Source organism: Spirilliplanes yamanashiensis (assembly GCF_016863475.1).
In the GTDB taxonomy this organism is placed as follows: domain Bacteria; phylum Actinomycetota; class Actinomycetes; order Mycobacteriales; family Micromonosporaceae; genus Spirilliplanes; species Spirilliplanes yamanashiensis.
This window is the reverse complement of record NZ_BOOY01000031.1, coordinates 99,547-118,143: the sequence shown is the minus strand read 5'-3', so window position 1 is coordinate 118,143 and position 18,597 is coordinate 99,547. Positions and strand designations below refer to the sequence as shown.

The 18,597-nt window shown below is 73.1% G+C and carries 17 protein-coding genes; 10 read left to right on the top strand and 7 right to left on the bottom strand.

Annotation, left to right across the window (positions count from 1 at the left end):
- Positions 1–69: 69 nt before the first annotated feature.
- From yajC to Sya03_RS22400, 5 genes are all read left to right on the top strand, one after another.
- The gene (gene yajC / locus Sya03_RS22420) at positions 70–438 is read left to right on the top strand and encodes a preprotein translocase subunit YajC (RefSeq protein WP_203940336.1); all 369 of its coding nucleotides are present in this window, start codon (positions 70–72) and stop codon (positions 436–438) included.
- Between the two features lie 194 nt (positions 439–632).
- Positions 633–2,528 (top strand): protein translocase subunit SecD, encoded by a 1,896-nt coding sequence (gene secD, locus Sya03_RS22415; protein ID WP_203940335.1) that lies wholly within the window; start codon positions 633–635, stop codon positions 2,526–2,528.
- A gap of 1 nt (position 2,529) precedes the next feature.
- A complete protein-coding gene (secF, locus tag Sya03_RS22410; RefSeq protein ID WP_203940334.1) occupies positions 2,530–3,729 on the top strand; it encodes a protein translocase subunit SecF in 1,200 nt (399 codons plus the stop codon).
- A gap of 170 nt (positions 3,730–3,899) precedes the next feature.
- Positions 3,900–4,445, top strand: coding sequence for an adenine phosphoribosyltransferase (locus tag Sya03_RS22405; RefSeq protein ID WP_203940333.1), 546 nt, complete (start codon positions 3,900–3,902; stop codon positions 4,443–4,445).
- Positions 4,446–5,253: 808 nt separating this feature from the next.
- Positions 5,254–7,863, top strand: coding sequence for a RelA/SpoT family protein (locus tag Sya03_RS22400; RefSeq protein WP_275411471.1), 2,610 nt, complete (start codon positions 5,254–5,256; stop codon positions 7,861–7,863).
- A 51-nt stretch (positions 7,864–7,914) separates the two neighbouring features.
- Here Sya03_RS22400 and Sya03_RS22395 read toward each other — a convergent pair whose 3' ends face one another.
- The 4 genes from Sya03_RS22395 to Sya03_RS22380 all read right to left on the bottom strand — a co-directional run bounded on the left by Sya03_RS22395 (position 7,915) and on the right by Sya03_RS22380 (position 11,157).
- Positions 7,915–8,604, bottom strand: a complete 690-nt coding sequence (locus tag Sya03_RS22395) for a hypothetical protein (protein WP_203940332.1) — start codon at positions 8,602–8,604, stop codon at positions 7,915–7,917.
- A gap of 28 nt (positions 8,605–8,632) precedes the next feature.
- Positions 8,633–9,235: a matrixin family metalloprotease gene (locus tag Sya03_RS22390; RefSeq protein ID WP_203940331.1), complete on the bottom strand. Its 603-nt coding sequence runs from the start codon at positions 9,233–9,235 to the stop codon at positions 8,633–8,635.
- A gap of 166 nt (positions 9,236–9,401) precedes the next feature.
- Positions 9,402–10,244: a peptidylprolyl isomerase gene (locus Sya03_RS22385; RefSeq protein WP_239107765.1), complete on the bottom strand. Its 843-nt coding sequence runs from the start codon at positions 10,242–10,244 to the stop codon at positions 9,402–9,404.
- 25 nt (positions 10,245–10,269) lie between these two features.
- Entirely contained in the window at positions 10,270–11,157 is an 888-nt protein-coding gene (locus Sya03_RS22380) for a peptidylprolyl isomerase (protein WP_203940330.1), read from the bottom strand.
- Between the two features lie 201 nt (positions 11,158–11,358).
- Between Sya03_RS22380 and Sya03_RS22375 the strand changes: the two genes are divergently transcribed.
- Entirely contained in the window at positions 11,359–12,054 is a 696-nt protein-coding gene (locus Sya03_RS22375; protein WP_203940329.1) for an MBL fold metallo-hydrolase, read from the top strand.
- Between the two features lie 15 nt (positions 12,055–12,069).
- Entirely contained in the window at positions 12,070–13,407 is a 1,338-nt protein-coding gene (gene hisS / locus Sya03_RS22370; RefSeq protein ID WP_203940328.1) for a histidine--tRNA ligase, read from the top strand.
- A 54-nt stretch (positions 13,408–13,461) separates the two neighbouring features.
- On the opposite strand, the gene Sya03_RS22365 is transcribed toward hisS, so the two are convergent.
- From Sya03_RS22365 to Sya03_RS22355, 3 genes are all read right to left on the bottom strand, one after another.
- On the bottom strand, positions 13,462–14,664 hold the full coding sequence (locus tag Sya03_RS22365) for a serine hydrolase domain-containing protein (RefSeq protein WP_203940327.1): 1,203 nt from the start codon (positions 14,662–14,664) through the stop codon (positions 13,462–13,464).
- Positions 14,665–14,769: 105 nt separating this feature from the next.
- Positions 14,770–16,005: a low temperature requirement protein A gene (locus Sya03_RS22360; protein WP_203940326.1), complete on the bottom strand. Its 1,236-nt coding sequence runs from the start codon at positions 16,003–16,005 to the stop codon at positions 14,770–14,772.
- A 64-nt stretch (positions 16,006–16,069) separates the two neighbouring features.
- Positions 16,070–16,579 carry a PaaI family thioesterase gene (locus Sya03_RS22355; RefSeq protein WP_203940325.1) on the bottom strand — a complete coding sequence of 170 codons (510 nt, stop codon included), beginning with the start codon at positions 16,577–16,579 and terminating at the stop codon, positions 16,070–16,072.
- 55 nt (positions 16,580–16,634) lie between these two features.
- Here Sya03_RS22355 and Sya03_RS22350 point away from each other — a divergent pair, with 55 nt between their 5' ends.
- From Sya03_RS22350 to Sya03_RS22340, 3 genes are all read left to right on the top strand, one after another.
- The gene (locus tag Sya03_RS22350) at positions 16,635–17,141 is read left to right on the top strand and encodes a winged helix-turn-helix transcriptional regulator (protein WP_203940324.1); all 507 of its coding nucleotides are present in this window, start codon (positions 16,635–16,637) and stop codon (positions 17,139–17,141) included.
- An 80-nt stretch (positions 17,142–17,221) separates the two neighbouring features.
- On the top strand, positions 17,222–17,677 hold the full coding sequence (locus Sya03_RS22345; RefSeq protein WP_239107764.1) for an MFS transporter: 456 nt from the start codon (positions 17,222–17,224) through the stop codon (positions 17,675–17,677).
- 76 nt (positions 17,678–17,753) lie between these two features.
- Positions 17,754–18,587: a cyanophycinase gene (locus Sya03_RS22340; RefSeq protein WP_203940323.1), complete on the top strand. Its 834-nt coding sequence runs from the start codon at positions 17,754–17,756 to the stop codon at positions 18,585–18,587.
- Positions 18,588–18,597: the final 10 nt, after the last annotated feature.

Below are 18,597 nucleotides of genomic sequence, written 5' to 3'. Positions count from 1 at the left end.
CGTTCACCGGGTTGTGCGAATCGCCCCGACGTGCCTGAAGCGCACCGAGGCTAATGGAAGGTTGTCGACGTGCTCCACGCAGCAGCGTCCAGCGGTAGCGGCGGCGGTAGCTTCCTGCCGCTGCTCATGATCATTCTGCTCTTCGGCGTCATGTACTTCATGATGATCCGCCCGCAGCAGAAGAGGCGCCGTGAGGCCGAGCAGATGCAGCGTAACCTCACGGTGGGCGACGACATCGTGACCATCGGCGGCCTGCACGCGACCGTCGTGTCCGTCGACGACGACGTCGTCACCGTCGAGCTGTCCCCGGGCGTCACCGCCCGGTACAGCCGCCCCGCCATCGCGCGCGTGCTCTCGGCGCACGCCACGTCCGAGCCGGTCGAGCCGTCGACCGACACGGTCGGCGGTTCGGTCGTCGAGCGCGAGAAGAAGGACTGACGTCCGCGCTGGGCGCCCCGCGCCGATCCGGTGGAAACGCCGGAACGGGCGGGGTGTCCGCGCGACGCGATTTACGTTCATAATCGTCGCCGGCGTTGCCGCGCCCGCGACCGTGGCCGGCCCGCCCGCGCCACACCACCCGCAACCGCCGCCGCTGCCTGCCCGGCGGCCGACCGAACCGGAGACCGACAGCCGTGGCCCCACCTCAGGGACAGCAGCGACCCGGGCGGCAACTCGCCCTGCTCGGCGCCCTCTTCGTCGTCCTCTACCTGCTCGCGTTCTTCGCGTTCGGGGCCTCCGGCAGCATCCGCGACCGGCTGCACCCCAACCTGGGCCTCGACCTCGTCGGCGGCACCCAGGTCACGTACGTGGCGCAGACCGAGGCCGGCGACGCGCCGCCGCGCACGAACCTGGAGGAGGCGCGGGGCATCATCGAGAGCCGGGTCAACGCTCTCGGTGTGTCCGAGGCGGAGGTCGTCATCGAGGGCGACCGCAACATCGTCGTCTCGAAGGCCGGCAGCAGCGACGATTCGCTGCGCGAGGTCGGCGCGGCCGCCCAGATGCGGTTCCGCAAGGTGCTGAAGGCGTCCATCGACACCGGCCCCGTGCAGGCCCCTCCGTCCGCGGCGCCGAGTGGCAGTTCGCCGGCGCCCGGCACCAGCGCGGCGCCGAACGCAAGCGCCGCCCCCGCCGCCACGCCGGCGCCGTCCGGCGGGCAGGGTGGCGGCGCACCGGCACCCGCCCCGAGCGCACCCGCTCCGAGCGCTCCGGTCTCATCCGCCCCGGCGGCTGCTCCGAGCGGCACAGCTGCTCCTGACAGCGGCGCACCCGTCACGGTCGACGCCGTCCGTAAGAAGGTCGGCGAGAAGGCCTGGGACACGGCCTCGAAGCTGACGGAGCCCGCCAACGACCCGGCCCAGACCCCGTTGCTTGCGCCCTTCGGCGACCTGACGCCGGAGGAGATCCACGCCCTCACGCCGGAGATGCAGTTCAACATCCCGGCAATCACGTGCGACAAGCTCAACAACCGGCCTGCCAGCGCCATCGACAATGAGAAGATCAAGGTCACCGCCTGCCAGCCGGGCGTGAAGTTCTACCTCGACGTCGCGAAGGTCGTCGGAACCGACATCGCCGGCGCCTCGCCGGTGCTCGACCAGCAGCAGAACCAGTGGGTCGTCTCGCTGGACTTCACCGGCCCCGGCCAGGAGAAGTGGACGGCGCTGACCCGCGAGGCCTTCACGAAGCAGCCGGCCGACGGTTGCGAGACCGCGGCGCAGGCTGTCGATCCCTCCGCCCAGTACTGCCTCGTCGCCGTCGTGCTCGACCGCGAGGTCATCTCGGCGCCGGAGATTCAGGGCGTGCTCACCGGCGACTCCCAGATCACCGGGCAGTTCACGCCGGCCCAGGCCACCGACCTGGCCAACAAGCTGAAGTTCGGCGCGCTGCCGCTCACCTTCTCCGTGCAGAACCAGGAGACGGTGACGGCGACCCTTGGCACCGAGCAGCTGGAGGCCGGCCTCATCGCCGCGGGCATCGGCATGCTGCTGGTGGCGATCTATTCGTTCTTCTACTACCGCCTGCTCGGCTCGGTCATCTTCTCGAGCCTCGTGCTGTCGGCACTGTTGACGTTCGGCGCCCTGGTGGTGCTGGGCCGCAGCATCGGGTTCACGCTGACCCTCGCCGGCATCGCGGGATTCATCGTCTCCCTCGGTGTCGCGGCCGACTCCTTCGTCATCTACTTCGAGCGACTGAAGGACGAGATTCGCGAGGGCCGCAGCCCGCGCAGCGCCGTCGAGCGCGCCTGGGTCCGCGCCCGCCGCACGATCATCTCGGCCAACGCCATCACCATCCTCGCGGCCGTAGTCCTCTACATCGTGTCCATCGGCGCGGTGCAGGGCTTCGCGTTCGCGCTCGGCCTGTCGACCGTGCTCGACCTGGTGGTGGTGTTCCTCTTCCGCCACCCGGTCATGACGATGTTCGCCCGCACCCGGGCGTTCCTCTCGCCGCGTGTCAGCGGTCTTGGCCGGGTCCTCAAGCAGCGGCCCGCCGACGCCGACGTGGCACCCACCTCGCGTGTGAAGGAGGCCTGACATGGCCGACAGCAGCTTGGCGAACCGGCTCTACCGCGGCGAGGCGGGACTCAACGTCGTCGGCCGTCGCAAGATGTGGTTCACGATCGCTGCCATCGCGGTCCTGATCTCCATCGGCAGCTTCGCGATCAACCGCTTCCACCTCGGCATCGAGTTCGCCGGTGGCACCAAGCTCTCGGTCCCGGCTTCCGTCGGTACGATCGACGAGGCACGTGCCGCGGTCGATCGTGCGGTGGACGCTCTGCCCGCGGACGCCGAAGGCGTCGAGCCCGAGGTCGTCACCATTCAGCGGGTCGACAGCGTCGACGCCGGCGGCGGCGCCACCTACACCGCCCGCACCAGCGAGCTGACCAATGAGCAGGCGCTCCAGGTCAAGCAGGCGGTGGCGCGAGACTTCGGGCTCGCCCCGGACCAGATCAGCGACAGTGGCGTCAGTGCTGCCTGGGGCGAGTCGGTCACCCGGCAGGCCCTCATCGGCCTACTCGTCTTCATCGCTCTGGTGATGGTGTACCTGATCCTGCGCTTCGAGTGGCGGATGGCCGTGGCCGCCGTGTCGTCCCTGCTTCTCGACCTCGTTCTCACCGCGGGCGTCTACTCGCTCGTCGGCTTCGAGGTGACGCCGTCGACCGTCATCGGCTTCCTGACGATTCTCGGCTTCTCGCTGTACGACGTCGTCGTCGTGTTCGACAAGGTGCAGGAGAACACCCGCGGCATTACCGCCGGCAGCTCCCGCACCTACAGCGAGGCCGCGAACCTCGCCGTCAACCAGACGATCATGCGGTCCATCAACACCGGCCTCGTGGCGCTGCTGCCCGTCGGCGGCCTGCTGTTCATCGGCGCCGGTCTGCTCGGCGCGGGCACGCTGAAGGACCTCGGCCTGGTGCTGTTCGTCGGCATGGGGCTCGGCGTCTTCTCCTCCATCGTGTTCGCCACCCCCGTGCTGGCGGCGCTCAAGGAGCGGGAGCCCCGCATTAAGGCCCACACCCAGCGCGTGCTGGCGCGGCGCGCCTCGGCGGCCCGCGGCGAGGTTCCCGTCAAGGCCGGCGCGGCTGAGCGCACCGAGGACCAGGTGGCCGCCATGGCCGGCGCCGCCCCGAAGGTCGGCTCGCGCCCGAACGCCAAGCGCACCAGCGGCAGCAGCACCAACCGCGGCGGTCGCTCCGGCGGCGCGGGCAACCGTCCGTCGGGCAAGCGCCGCTGACCCACCCGTACCACCGACGCCCCTGTCACGGCACCTGGTGGCGGGGGCGCCGTCGTGTACAAGGACCACAGCGGGGCGGTCGCGGCCCAGGCCGCCCGCAGCCTGGGCCGCGCTGCGGTCGTTGCGGGCCCCGCGCGAGCAGGCGGTGGCGCGGGCCCTAGGGTCGGGGCATGAGTGAGATCGACGCCGCCCTGGCAGACCTGGTGGCGAGCCGTGTGCTGGACGTGCCCGACTTTCCCAAGCCCGGCATCGTGTTCAAGGACCTCATGCCGTTGTTCGCCGACGGGGACGTGTTCCGGCAGGTCATCGACGGCATCGTCGCCTATCACGGGCGGGAGTCGTTCGACGTCGTCGCCGGGATCGAGGCTCGCGGGTTCGTGCTCGCCGCCGCCATTGCCTACGCCACTGGCGTCGGTGTCGTGCCCGTGCGGAAGGCCGGCAAGTTGCCGCGGGCCACGCATGCCGTCTCCTACGACCTCGAGTACGGGCAGGCCACGCTCGAGGTGCACACGGACGCGTTCGCGGGTGGGCAGCGGGTGCTCGTCGTCGACGATGTGCTCGCCACCGGTGGCACCGCCGCCGCCACGCTCGACCTGGTGGAACGGGCCGGTGGCACCGTGGCGGGGTTGTCGGTGCTCATGGAGCTAGGGTTCCTGCCGGGGCGGGAGCGGCTGGCGGGACGTCCGGTCCATGCCCTGCTGACCGTTCAGCCCTGACGGGCGTCCGCCGAACGTCCCAGCAGGGTCGCGGGGGAGGGGTGGGCGGGTACGATGGCGTTCCTGACCGGGGAAGTGTTTTTCCCGGTGATGACGGACTGGTTCGCGCCGCTCAGGGCGTGTTCCGGTCCCCGGCGAAGGTGTGAGGAGGCCGGTGTCCGGCGACGTCGCCCCTCAGGCGGAGGGCACGGTTCCATCGACGAGCGCTGACGGCGCCACCACGCCCGCGGGCGCCGTTCACGAGCGCGCCCCCGCGAACCGAGCCCAGCCGAGCACGGCGCAATCGAACGGCGGCCCGGCCGCCGTGGACGGTGCGTCCGCGAACGGCGGCGCCGGGACGGCACGCCCGCCTAAGGCCGGGGGACCGGACCGTGTCCCGGCGGCAGCGGCCGCCGGCGGTGACGCGGGTTCGAATCCCGCCGTGCCGCCCGCGACGGGGGGCGGGTCCGCGGACTCGACGCCGGTCGCGAGTGCGCAGGCCGGCGCGACCGCGCAACCGGCGACGTCCGGGCCCGCGGCGGGACCGCGGGCGGAGTCGACGGGCACCGCGAGGGCCGAGACGTCGGGGCCCTCGCAGCCCGCGTCGGCCGAGGCCGCGCAGGGTGGGGCGGTCACGGCCGCAACGGGGGAGGCGGCGCCGAACGTCGGTGGTGCTGCGAATTCCCAGCCGCCCGCGAACCCCCAGCGGGCCGGGACCGCGAAGCCCGGCGCGACCTCCAGCCCGGGTGCGAAGGGCGCCACAGCGCCCGGCCCAGCCGCGAACCCGGCACCCGATCCCGGCTCGGCGCCGAAGACCACGCCGCCGACCATGCCCGGCCCGGCGGCGAAGCCGGCCCCGCCCGCTACGTCGGGCCCGGCCGCGAAGCCCGCCACGCCTGGCCCGGCGGTGAAGCCGGCCCCGCCCGCTACGTCGGGCCCGGCCTCGAAGCCCGCAACGCCAGGCCCGGCGGAAAAACCGGCCCCGCCCGCCACGCCCGGCCCGGCGCCGAAGCCCGCCCCGCAGGCCACGTCTGGCCCGGCCGCGAAGCCGGCCACCCCCAGCCCGGCGGCGAGGCCCGCCCCCACGCCTTCCCGGCCCGCCGCGGCCGACGCCGGCGCCACCACCCCGCCGGCCGACGGCGGTGTCGAGCCCGTCTCGCCCGCCTCGCCGTTCGGCCTGGCGCAGGCGCCCACCGGCCGCCGGGTGCGGGCCCGGCTCGCCCGGTTCAACGCGCCGTGGCAGACGCCGCAGGTCAGCGAGGTGCTCGAGCCGCTCATCGCCACCCACCGGGCCAGCCACCCGAAGGCGGACGGCCGGCAGTTGCAGCGGGCGTTCGACGTGGCGGCGCGGTGGCACTCGGGGCAGTACCGCAAGTCCGGCGACCCGTACATCACGCATCCGCTCGCGGTGGCGACCATTCTTGCCAACCTGGGCATGGACACCACCACGCTGGTGGCGGCGCTGCTGCACGACACGATCGAGGACACCGAGTACGACCTCGAGGCGATGCGGGCCGACTTCGGGCCCGAGGTGGCGCTGCTCGTCGACGGCGTGACGAAGCTCGACCGGGTGAAGCTGGGCGACGCGGCCAAGGCGGAGACGATCCGCAAGATGGTCGTGGCGATGGCCAAGGACCCGCGGGTGCTGGTCATCAAGCTGGCCGACCGGTTGCACAACATGCGCACGCTGACGTTCCTGCCGCGGCCGAAGCAGGAGCAGAAGGCGAAGGAGACGCTCGAGATCCTGGCGCCGCTGGCGCACCGCCTCGGTATGAACACGATCAAGTGGGAGCTCGAGGATCTCGCGTTCGCGACGCTGTTCCCGAAGCGGTTCGAGGAGATCAACCGGCTGATCGGGGAGCACCAGCCGCAGCGTGAGGCGCTGCTGCGCCAGGTGACGAACAAGGTTCAGCTGGATCTGAAGTCGGCGAAGATCAAGGCCGAGACGACGGGCCGGCCGAAGCACCTGTACTCGATCTACCAGAAGATGATCGTGCGGGGCCGCGACTTCAACGACATCTACGACCTGGTCGGGGTGCGGATCCTGGTCGACACGGTGCGCGACTGCTACGCGGCGCTCGGGGTGATCCACGCGAACTGGCAGCCGGTGCCGGGCCGTTTCAAGGACTACATCGCGATGCCGAAGTTCAACATGTACCAGTCGCTGCACACGACGGTGATCGGCCCGACCGGCAAGCCGGTCGAGATGCAGATCCGCACGTACGCGATGCACCGCACCGCCGAGTTCGGCATCGCCGCGCACTGGAAGTACAAGGAGCAGAAGGGCGCGACGATCGTCGGGCCGCCGGCGCACATCGACGAGATGACGTGGCTGCGGCAGCTGCTGGACTGGCAGCGCGAGGCGAGCGACCCGAGCGAGTTCCTGGACGCGCTGCGCTTCGACCTGTCCAGTCAGGAGGTGTACGTCTTCACGCCCAAGGGCGACGTCATCCCCCTGCCGACGGGCTCGACGCCGGTGGACTTCGCGTACGCGGTGCACACCGAGGTGGGGCACAAGTGCATCGGCGCCCGCGTCAACGGCAAGCTGGTGCCGCTGGAGTCGACGCTGTCCAACGGCGACGTGATCGAGATCTTCACGTCGAAGTCGGCGACGGCCGGTCCGACGCAGGACTGGCTGGGCTTCGTGAAGTCGCCGCGGGCGCGCACGAAGATCCGCCAGTACTTCAACAAGGAGCGGCGCGAGGAGGCGATCGAGGAGGGCAAGGAGTCGATCGTCAAGGCGATGCGCAAGCAGGGCCTGCCCCTGCAGCGGCTGCTCACCAGCGAGGCGTTGCTGGCGATCGCCCGCGACCTGCACCTGGCCGACGTGGCGTCGCTGTACGCGGCGGTGGGGGAGAACCAGGTCTCCGCGCAGTCGGTGGTGCAGAAGCTCGTCGTCGGCTACGGCGGCGAGGAGGGCGCGGTCGAGGACATCGCCGAGACCGCCGTCGCGACGCGGCCGCCGCGCAACCGCAGCGCCGCCAGCGACCCGGGCGTCGTGGTGAAGAACGTCAGCGACGTGTGGGTGAAGCTGGCCCGCTGCTGCACCCCGGTGCCGGGCGACACGGTGTTCGGTTTCGTGACCCGGTCGGGTGGCGTCAGCGTGCACCGCGACGACTGCGCGAACGCCGAGGAGCTGCGCCAGCAGAGCGAGCGGGTCGTCGAGGTCAGCTGGAAGCCGACGAGCGCGTCGACGTTCCTGGTGGCGATCCAGGTGGAGGCCCTCGACCGGCACAAGCTGCTCGCCGACGTGACGAAGGTGCTGAGCGAGGAGCGGGTGAACATCCTGTCCGCGACGGTCACCACGACCCGCGACCGGGTGGCGGTGAGCCGGTTCAGCTTCGAGATGGCCGACCCGAAGCACCTGAACCACCTGCTGGCGGCCGTCCGCAAGGTCGACGGCGTCTTCGACGCCTACCGGGTCACCTCGGGCGCCTGACCCGCGACGAAGGGCCGCCCCGAACCGGGACGGCCCTCCGCGTTCAGGTGATCAGCAGTCGAGCCCGGCCGGCTGCTCGCCCTCGGGCAGCGCGCAGGTCCGGTCGCGCAGGCGCTGGCGCAGCTCGGTCAGGGTGAACACCGGGTGGGTGTCCTCGCTGGCGCTCTCGAGCAGGCTGGTCAGGGTCTCGCCGTCGGCGCCGACCTCGTAGAGGAACGAGGCCTGCAGGCCCTTGTAGCCGCCCTTGTCGACGAGGGTGCCCGCCGCGACGACGGTGCCCTTCGCCGCCAGGTCGGCACCGCTGACCGCGATCTCGCCGGCGGCTTCGACGGTGTAGCCGTCGGCCTCGCCGCCGTCCAGGTAGACGATGCCGGACGTGCCGGCCTCGCCGGCGCCCCACAGCACCTCTTTCACGTGCCCCTTGACGGGGGTGGCGAGTGCCAGCGGCTCGTCGGGGTTGACGAGCTCGCCGTCGACGGTGTTGAGGGCGGGCTTGCGGCCGTCGTCGGTCAGCCAGACGCCGGGGGCGGCGGACAGCTTGGTGAGCACGACGGCGCTCTCCAGCATGCCGAACTGCGACACGCCGTCGAGGCTGCGGTCCAGCGGGTAGCCCTCGACCAGGAAATCGGTGGAGGCGCCGGCGGGCTGCTGCGGGGCCGCGGCGGGTGCGCCGGCGCAGCCGGACGACAGGACGGTGGCGACGGCCGCGATCAGCAGCAGCGGCGCGGATGTTCTCTTCACGATGCGAAACTCCGATGCGCTGGGTTGGTCAGTACTTGGCGGCCGCGCCGGCTTTGTCGTCGGCGTTGGTGTTCCACTTCTTGGTGAAGTTCGGGTTCATCGAGGACGCCTTCTCCGAGGCCGTCATCGCGCCGGCGCAGGCGCTCGGGTGGTTGAGGACGAGCCAGTGGCCCAGCTCGTGCACCAGCACGGTGCGCACGTCGGCCCGGGGCGGGTTGCTGCTCTGGTTGAACGAGCCGGTGTCGTTGAAGTGCCAGCGCGGGTTGAAGATGGTGCGCACGCTGGTGATGGTGTTGCCGTTGCGCGAGATGAGGGTGACCCCCGGGGCCTCCGGGCGGTGCGAGCTGCTCGCGCCGTGGGTGACCGAGCCGCCGTAGATGGGGCCGTTGAAGTTGCGCGCCACGGCGGTCATCCGGAACGTCGAGCCGCTGATGCCGGACCACTGGCCCGCCGACGCGGTGAGGATGGCGTCCCAGGGCGTCGGGATGCCGGCGCCGTTGCGGACCTTGACGGCGCTCGGCGTCGTCCACTTGTACGGCGTCGAGCAGTAGGCGTGCGCCGGCCCGCCGATGCCGACCGTCAGTGCCGACGTCAGCGTCAGGGCCGCGGCGGCGTACCACAGTCTTCTCATGAATCCCCCGTGATCGGTCGGGGGATCGACACCCCCCGATGACGAGGGAAGCCTGTCACGCCGGGCGGGTCGCGCGTTGTCCCATGTGGACGGTGAGCGGTGTGACCCGGGTCACGGCGAAGGGCCGCCCCCGTGGCGGGGACGGCCCTTCGGTGAGCGGCGGTGGTCAGCCGGCGGCGACCGTCAGCTTGTTGATGACCAGCTCCTGCTTCGGCTTGCCGTCGCCCTGCTGCGCGCCCGGCAGGTGGCCGGCCTTGGCGACCTTCTCGACGATGTCGAGGCCGGAGCTGATGGTGCCGAGCAGCGTGTACTGCGGCGGCAGCGGCGACGCCTCGTAGTTGATGAAGAACTGCGAGCCGGTGCTGGACGCCTCCTGCGTCTTCGCCATCGCGATGCTGCCCTTGGGGTACGCCTGGCCCTCCGGCGCGGTGCGCGGCAGGTTCTCCTCGGCGTAGCGGTAGCTGGGGCCGCCGGTGCCGTCGGTGTCGCGGTAGCCCGCGCCCCGGGCGCTCGGGTCGCCGCACTGCAGCACGTGGATGTTCTCCGTGACGAGGCGGTGGCACTTGCTGCCGTCGAAGAAGTTCTTGCTCGCCAGGAACTCGAAGCTGGCGCCGGCGCACGGCACCTTGCTCAGGTCGAGCGTGGTGGTGATCGGCCCGAGGTTGGTGTCGATCGTCATGACGCGGGTGCCGACGTTCGGGACGCTCGGCGGCGGGGTGCCGACGTCCTTGATCATCGGGTTCTGGCCGCCGCTGGAGTCCGGGTTCCAGACGCACGGGGTCTCGCCGGGCTTCGACGCCACGGTCTGGGTGCCGTCCCCCTCGTCGTCGGAGCCGAGGGTGGACACGAGCCAGACGGAGCCGGCCACGACCAGCAGCAGCGCCAGGCCGGAGCCGACGATGGTCAGGGTCTGGCGGCGCTTCTTGGCGCCGGCGGCGCGCTCCGCCATCTCCCGCTCGAGCCGGGCACGCGCGGCCGCGCGCTGCTGCCGGTCCTTGATCGACGACACGGTGTTCCTCCCGGGTGGGGTGTGTTCAGGAAGCGGGGGCGGACGACGGGGCGGACGAGGGTGGTGCCTCGAGGCCCGTGTCGATGCCGCCGACGGTCAGGGACTGCACGACGACGTCGGTCTTCGGCTTGGTCTTGGCGCCGCTGCCGTTGTCCACCGTCGGGATCTTGGCGATCGCGTCGAGGGTGGCCTGGCCGGCGGTGACCGTGCCGACGATCGGGTACTGCGGGGCGGCGTCGGCAGCGGGCGTGAAGTCCTTGAGGAAGATCAGGAACTGGCTGCCGTTCGCGCCGGGCGTGGTGCCGGCCATCGCCACCGTGCCCTTGGGGTACAGCGGGGCGGCGGGCGCCGGCGCGGCGGACGCGGACGGCTGCGGCTCGGGCGCCGAGGGCACGTTCTCGTTGAAGAACGAGTACGTGGGGCCGCCCAGGCCGGTGCCGCTCGGGTCGCCGCAGCGCAGCGCGCCCTCGGCGGTGATCTCGTGGCACTTCGTGTTGTCGAAGAAGTTCTTGCCCGCCAGGAACGCCAGGCTGGTGCCGGCGCAGGGCGCCCCCGCCAGGTCCAGCGACGCCGTGATCGGCGCACCCTGGTTGGTGGTGACCGTCATGGGCCGGGTGCCGGCCTGCGCGATGCCGGTGGTGGGCGGCGTGCCGACGTCCTTGAGCTTGTCGTTCGACGCCGCGTCCTGTGGGGTCCAGGTGCAGACGTCCTGCGCGGTGGTGTCCGCGGGGTCGTCGCCGTCGAAGCCGCCCGTGAACCACACGGCCCCCAGCACGACCAGGAGCAACGCGACCGCCGCACCGATGCCCGCCTGGAGCTGCCGGCGGCGGCGCGCCCTCGCGGCGCGGCGCGCCTGCTGACGGTCGAGCTTCAAGCGCGCGAGCTTGCGCGCCCTGTCCCTGGTGGATGCCACCGAGTGCTCCTCCTCATCCCTCACCCGGGCGTGCCGTTCGTCGCACACCGGGTGCGCCACGCCACACGCCCGCCAGAGTGTACGGGTATCGGCTGGGAATGTGGTGTGCGAGGTTCCGTCACGGTGTGTACGGTGTCGGGGCCGCCCGGGTGGCCGACTAGTCTCGTGCGTGAACCCCCGCCCCGTCAGTGAGGTCAGCCCGTGCTCGTGACCGCCGTCCCGGCCGACGCCTTCGGCACCAACTGCTACGTCGTGGCCACCGGGCCCGGCGAGCAGTGCGTCGTCGTCGACCCCGGCATCGGCGTGGCCGACCGGCTGGAGGAGGTCTTCGCCGAGCACCGGCTGCACCCGGCCGCGGTGCTTCTCACCCACGGTCACGTCGACCACACCTTCTCCGTGGCGCCGGTGTGCGGCGCGCGGGGCATCCCGGCGTACATCCACCCGGCCGACGCCGACCTGCTCGCCGACCCGGCCCGGCCGTTCGGCACGACGCTGGACGCGCTGTTCGGCGGCCGCCTGCGCTACACCGAGCCGGACGACGTGGCCGAGCTGACCGACGGCGAGGCGCTGGTGCTGGCGGGGCTGGAGATCACCGTCGACCACGCCCCGGGCCATACCGGCGGGTCGGTGATGTTCCGGCTGCCGGCCGCGGGCTCACCCTGGGAGGCGGAGCAGCTCTGCCTGTCCGGGGACGTGCTGTTCGCGGGCTCCATCGGACGCACCGACCTGGGCGGCGACGACGCGGCGATGCAGGCCACCCTGCGGGACAAGGTCCTGCCGCTGGCCGACGACACCGTCGTGCTGCCCGGCCACGGCCCCGAGACCACCATCGGCCGCGAGCGCGCCGCGAACCCGTTCCTGCGGGGTCTGCAGAGCGCGCCGCACCGCGGCCTGTAACTCGTCAGGAGAACCATGAGCAAGCCCACGCCGCTGTCCGGCTTCCCGGAGTGGCTGCCGCCGCAGCGCATGATCGAGCAGCAGCTGCTCGCCCGCATCGCGCGCACGTTCGAGCTGTACGGCTTCGCGCCGCTGGAGACCCGCGCGGTCGAGCCGCTGGACCAGCTGCTGCGCAAGGGGGAGACCTCCAAGGAGGTGTACGTCCTGCGCCGGCTGCAGGACTCCGGCGGCGACGCCGACCTCGGCCTGCACTTCGACCTGACCGTGCCGTTCGCCCGTTTCGTGCTGGAGAACGCGGGCCGGCTGCAGTTCCCGTTCCGCCGCTACCAGATCCAGAAGGTGTGGCGGGGCGAGCGGCCGCAGGAGGGCCGCTACCGCGAGTTCCTGCAGGCCGACATCGACATCGTCGACCGGGACACGCTGCCGTTCCACTACGACGCGGAGATGCCGCTGGTCGTCGGCGACGCCCTGCGCGGCCTACCGATCCCGCCGGTCACCATCATGGTCAACAACCGGAAGGTCTGCGAGGGCTTCTACCGCGGCCTCGGCCTGGCCGACCCGGAGCCGGTGCTGCGCGCCGTCGACAAGCTGGACAAGATCGGCCCCGGCAAGGTCGCGGCGCTGCTGACGGAGACGGCGGGCGCCACCGACGCGCAGGCCGCCGCCTGCCTGGAGCTGGCGGCGATCGCGGCGCCGGACGCCTCGTTCGCCGACCGGGTGCGCGCGCTCGGCGTCACGGACCCGCTGCTCGACGAGGGCCTCGACGAGCTGGTCCGGGTCGTCGACGCGGCCGCCGCGCACAGCCCCGGCCTGGTGGTGGCCGACCTGAAGATCGCCCGCGGGCTCGACTACTACACCGGCACCGTCTACGAGACCGTGCTGGCCGGGTACGAGAGCTCCGGCTCGATCTGCTCGGGTGGCCGCTACGACAACCTGGCCAGCTCGGGCGCCGAGCGGTTCCCGGGCGTCGGCATCTCCATCGGGGTGTCCCGGCTGCTCGGCCTGCTGTTCGGCCGGTCCGCGCTGACCGTGTCCCGCGCGGTGCCCACCTGCGTGCTGGTGGCGCTGACCGACGAGGACGCCCGGCCCGCCGCCGGCCGGGTCGCGGGGGCGCTGCGCTCGCGCGGCATCGCCACCGAGGTGGCGCCGGCGGCGGCGAAGTTCGGCAAGCAGATCCGGTACGCGGAGCGGCGCGGCATCCCGTTCGTGTGGTTCCCGGGCGCGGACGGCGCGGCCGACTCGGTGAAGGACATCCGCAGCGGCGAGCAGGTCGACGCCGACGCGGCGGTGTGGCAGCCGCCGGCGGCCGACCTGCTGCCGGTGGTGTCGGCGGCGGTCACCGCAGGGTCCTGAGGGCGACCGTGCCGCCGGCCCGGGTGGCACCATCCGGGCCGGCGGCGGTGGCGCCTAGAAGCGCGCCACGTCCGGGGTGACGGGGCCGGGCAGCGGGCCGCCCGCCGACCGGGTGGCCGCGGCCGGCGCGTCGCCGCACAGCGCCGTGATCAGGAACGCCGCGCGGGCCTCGTCGATCGGGTGGGCCTCGCCGGGCAGGCTGTAGAAGCGCATGTTCTCCGACAGGGTCAGCTGCCGCGTGCCGTCCTCGCGGTGCCACGAGATCATGGCGTGGCCGATGGTGCCGCCGTCGTGGCCCCAGACCCGGCCGCACGGCAGCTGCACGAAGTACAGGCCGAGGCCGTAGCCGCCCGCGTCCGGGTACGCCGGGTCCTGCACGACGGTGCGGCGCATCTCGGCCAGCTGGGCGCTCGGCAGCAGCCGGCCGCCGAGCAGCGCGCGGTAGAAGCGGTTGAGGTCCGACGGGGTCGAGATCAGCGCGCCGGCCGCCCACGCCCAGGTGCCGTTGTACGCGCTGAAGTCGTACAGCCCGCCCTCGTACGGGGCGTAGGCGCCCATGTGCGGGCCGCGCAGCCGCTCCTCGGCGCCCTGCACGTAGGTGTCGCGCAGGCCGAGGGGCCGCAGGATGCGCCGGGCCACCTCGGCCTCGAACGGCCGGCCGGTGAGCCGCTCGACGATGAGCCCGAGCAGCACGTAGTTCGTGTTGGAGTACGAGTACCGCTCGCCGGGCGCGCCGGTCGCGGGCAGGCCGAGGCCGATGCGGGCCAGCTGCCGGGGCCGGAACTCGGTGTCGGCGTTGTCGATGATCGCCTCGGGCGTGGCCAGCAGCGCGTCGGTGTAGTTGCCGATGCCGCTGGTGTGGTTGAGCAGCATCCGCACGGTCACGCCGGGCGGGACGTCGCGCAGGTACCGGCCGGCGGGCGCGTCCAGCCGCAGCCGCCGCTCGGCGGCGAGCTGGAGCACGACGGTGGCGACGAAGGTCTTGGTGATGCTGCCGGCGCGGTGCCGCATGTCCGGCTTCGCGGGCCGGCCGGCGAGCGGGTCGGCCAGGCCGCTCGCGAGCCGGTGGGTGCGGCGGCCGTCGCGGACCTCGGCGACCACGCCCGGCATGCCGGCGGCCACCTCCGCGTCGAGCAGCGCCTGCAGGCGGGCGCGGGTGTCGTCGACCGGCGGCGCGGCGCCCGCGGGTGCGGCGACGGTCAGCAGGCCGGTGGTCACGGCGAGCGCCGTCAGCCCGGACAGCAGTCTGCGTAACATGTCTCCCCCTCGATGCGTGCGGTCCCGTTCATCCTGTTCGGCCGGGCGGCCCGGCTCGTCGGCCCACAGGACGATCCGGGGCCCGACCCGAGGGGGAGGGGGCGCTCAGACCTTGGCGGTGCGCACCTCGCCGGCGCGGTGCAGCAGGAACCCGGTGACGACACCGGCCGCCACGAGCAGCGCCAGCAGGCCGAGGGTCAGCACGGGGCCGAGGTCCAGCAGGCAGATCACCACCGTCACGGGGACGCCGGCGCCCGGCCACAGCAGCGCCGACCGCGGCTGCCGGCTCAGCCCGCCCTGCAGCAGCGTGGTGCTGAGCAGGTACCCGCCCAGCCCGGCCGCGAGGACCCCGCGGGTGCCGGCCGAGAGGTGGTCGTCGGCGCCGTGCAGCACCGCGTGCTCCAGGCCGACCGCCACCGCGGCGAGCGACACGGCCACGGGCAGGTGGGCGTACACGTAGAAGTCGTGCACGCCCTGCCGGGTGCCGCCGTCGCCCTCCTCGAGCAGGCGGCGCTTCGCGGCGCCGCCCGACAGGTCGAAGTAGATCCACCACAGCGCGGCGGCCACGACGAACGCGAACAGCGCCGCCGTCACCACCGGTGCCTTCCAGCCGCCGTCGTGCACCCCGGTGACGGTGGCGGCGACGGACTCGCCGAGCACCAGGATGACGAACAGCCCGAAGCGTTCCGGCAGGTGTTCCATGTGCAGCGGCACGGCGTCGCGCAGCCGGGCGGCCAGGGTCGGCCCGGCCAGGTCGACGAGGACGCCGGCGGCCCACAGCCAGTACCGGGCGGGGGTGGGCACGACGATGGACACGGTCCACAGCAGCGCCCCGGCGGAGTGCCCGGCCAGGTACGGCAGGATCGTGGGCCGGGCGTCGGGGATGTGCCGCCAGGCGCGCAGGTAGCCGGCGATCAGGGCGAGCCGCAGCACCACGTAGGCGAGGGCGAACCACCGTCCCTCCGGCTTGGCGATGCTGTCGGCGGCGGCCGCCATCCCGACGACCCCGGCCATGCCGGCGAGGGTGAGCAGCCGGAACACGGCGTCGTCGGTGTCGAACCGGTTCGCGTACAGGGTGGTGCTGGCCCACGCCCACCACCCGGCGGTCAGCACGGCCGCGAACACCAGCCCGCCGTGCCAGGTCTCGTCCTTGGCGAGCACGTCGGCGCAGCGGGCGACGAACAGCACGAAGGCCAGGTCGAAGAACAGCTCCAGCCGGGTGGCGGAGCGGTCGGACTCCTGGTTGAGGTCGGGCGGGCGGAGGGGCTCGACCTGCTCGGCCTCCTGCTCGTCGAGCCGCTGCCGCTCGTCGTCGTCGAGCCGGTCCCGCGCGTCGGTCATCGCCCCACCTCCCGATGTGGATCGATGGGTGCCCGCGCCCGGGGCGCTGAAACGGCGCGCCGGGCTACGCGCCGGTGGCGTCGAAGATGAGGCAGGTCGACGTGGCGTGCGCGGCGAGCTTGCCGGCGCCGTCGTGGAGGCGCGCCTCGGCGAGGGCGGTGCGCCGGCCGCGCTGCAGCACGGTGCCCTCGCAGCGCAGGCGCCCGGAGGCGAGGGTGACGGGGCGCAGGAACTTCACGCTGAGGTCGAGCGACGTGTAGCCGACCCCGGCGGGCAGGGTGCTGTGCACCGCGCAGGCCGCCGCGGTGTCGAGCAGGGTGGACAGGATGCCGCCGTGCACCGTGCCGAGCGGGTTGTAGTGGAACTCCTGCGGCTGGAGCAGGACGGTGACGCGGCCCTCCTCGGCCTCGAACCCGTCGGCGCCGATCGTGTGCATGATCGGCGGCGGGGGCGCCTCGCCGCGGCTCATCGCCTGCAGGACCTCCAGGCCGGTGAGGTGGCGCAGGCGGGTGAGGGCGGCGGGGTCGCTCCAGCTGAACGTGCGGGTGCGGGTGTCGTCCTGGGTCTGCGTCATGGACGCAGCCTCGCACCGGGTTGCTGGGTCTGTCAATGAGACTTAGCCTGGGCGGATGACCGCCGTGACGGGCACCACCCCCGACAGCGCTCCGGGCAGTGCCGCCGACTGGACCGTCGACGGCTGCACGATCGGCGGCGCGATGGCCGTGCTCGGCGAGAAGTGGACCGTCGTGGTGTGCCGGGAGGTGTTCACCGGCGTGCGCCGCTTCGACGACATGCGCGCGCGCACCGGCATCCCGCGGCAGGTGCTCGCCAACCGGCTGGCCCGGCTCGTCGAGCAGGGGATCCTGCGCCGCGAGCCGTACCGGGAGCCGGGCGCCCGCGAGCGGCACGAGTACCGGCTCACCGACAAGGGCCTCGAGCTGTGGCCGATCCTCGTCGCGCTGCGCGAGTGGGGCGACCGGCACCTCGCCGGCCCGGACGGCCCCCCGTTGCGCACCGTGCACCGCGGCTGCGAGGCCGAGGTGCACGCCGAGCTGCACTGCGCCGCCGGGCACCGGCTGGACACCCCGCGCGACGTCGTGCCGCGGCCCGGTCCGGGGGCGCGCCGCCGCCGCTGACCCCAGGATGGCGGGGTGAGCACCGACACCCGGCCTCGGCCTGGCCGCCGCGGGGGTGCTGCTCGCCCGTCGTGCGGCGGGTGCTGCTGCGGGTCGGGCTGTTCGTGGCGCCGGCCGGCGCGCTGTGGGCGCTGCTGCCGCTGGTCGCCAGCCGCCGCCTCGGCCTGGGCGCCGGCGGCTACGGCCTGCTGCTCGGCGCTGGTGATCTCGACGGTCGACGCGTCGCTGCAGTTGTTCCTGCCGGGCTGGGTGTGGGCGCGCGGGCTGGCCACGTACCAGATCGTGGTCGGCGGCTGCCAGGCGCGCTGGGCGCCCTGGCCCGGGCGCGGTGGCGCAGGTCGCCGGCCTGCCGGCGGCGCTGCTGGCGGCGGCGTCGCTCGCGGCGGGACCGCGACCTGGAGGCGCGGGCGCGGTCCTTCGCCGACGGCGAACCGGAGGTGACCCACCTGGTGCCGCCCGGCGGACGTGCCGGTTCACGTGCCGGTATCGCGAAGGAAACCCACATTTGCATCATGTCTCGCGTTTCGGGCGTTTAGCCTCCGATTAAGCCCCGCCGCCCGCGAGGGCGGGAACGGGGGACTGGACGTGGCGCGCAGGCAGAGCACGAGGACCGTGCAGAGCAGGGCAGCGACCCGCAGCCGGCGACGGCTGCTGGTCATCGGCGGCGCCGAACGGCACGCGCCCGCCGGGGCGGCCATCCTCGGCCGCTTCGTCGAGCTGGCGGGCGGGCCCGACGCCCGCATCGTCGTCATCGCCACCGCCAGCGAGGAACCCGACGTCCTCGAGGCCGAGTACGCCGACGCGTTCGAGCGCCTCGGCGCCAAGCAGGTCGAGGCGCTGCGGCTCACCGGGCGCGGCCAGGCCAACGGCAACGCCGCCCTGGAGGTGCTCGACGACGCCACCGCCGTGTACTTCACCGGCGGCGACCAGCGCCGGATCGCCGCGATCATCGGCGGCACCCGGTCCGACCAGCTGCTGCAGGCGCGGGTCGAGGCCGGCGAGATCATCCTCGGCGGCACCAGCGCCGGCGCGGCCATGATGGCCGGCACCATGATCGTCGGCGGCGACCAGCCCGGCGTCTCCGCGGCCAGCGTCGAGACCGGCCCCGGCCTGGAGTTCCTGCCCGGCGTGCTGGTCGACATGCACTTCGGCGAGCGCGGGCGGCTCAACCGGCTGCTCAGCGCCGTCGCGCTCTACCCGCACGAACTGGCCCTCGGCATCGACGAGGGCACCGCGATCCTGGTCGAGGGCGACCGCTTCGAGGTGATCGGGGACGGCTCGGTCACCGTCATCGACGCGGGCCTCGCCGACCGGATCAGCGCCCCCGCCCACGGCCCGTTCGCGCTGACCGACGCGCGGATCCACGTCCTGCCCGCGGGCTGCACCTTCGATCTGACCGGCCGTAGCCCGTCGACTCCCGACGCGGCCGCCGGGAACGGGGAATGAGGGAAGTGGC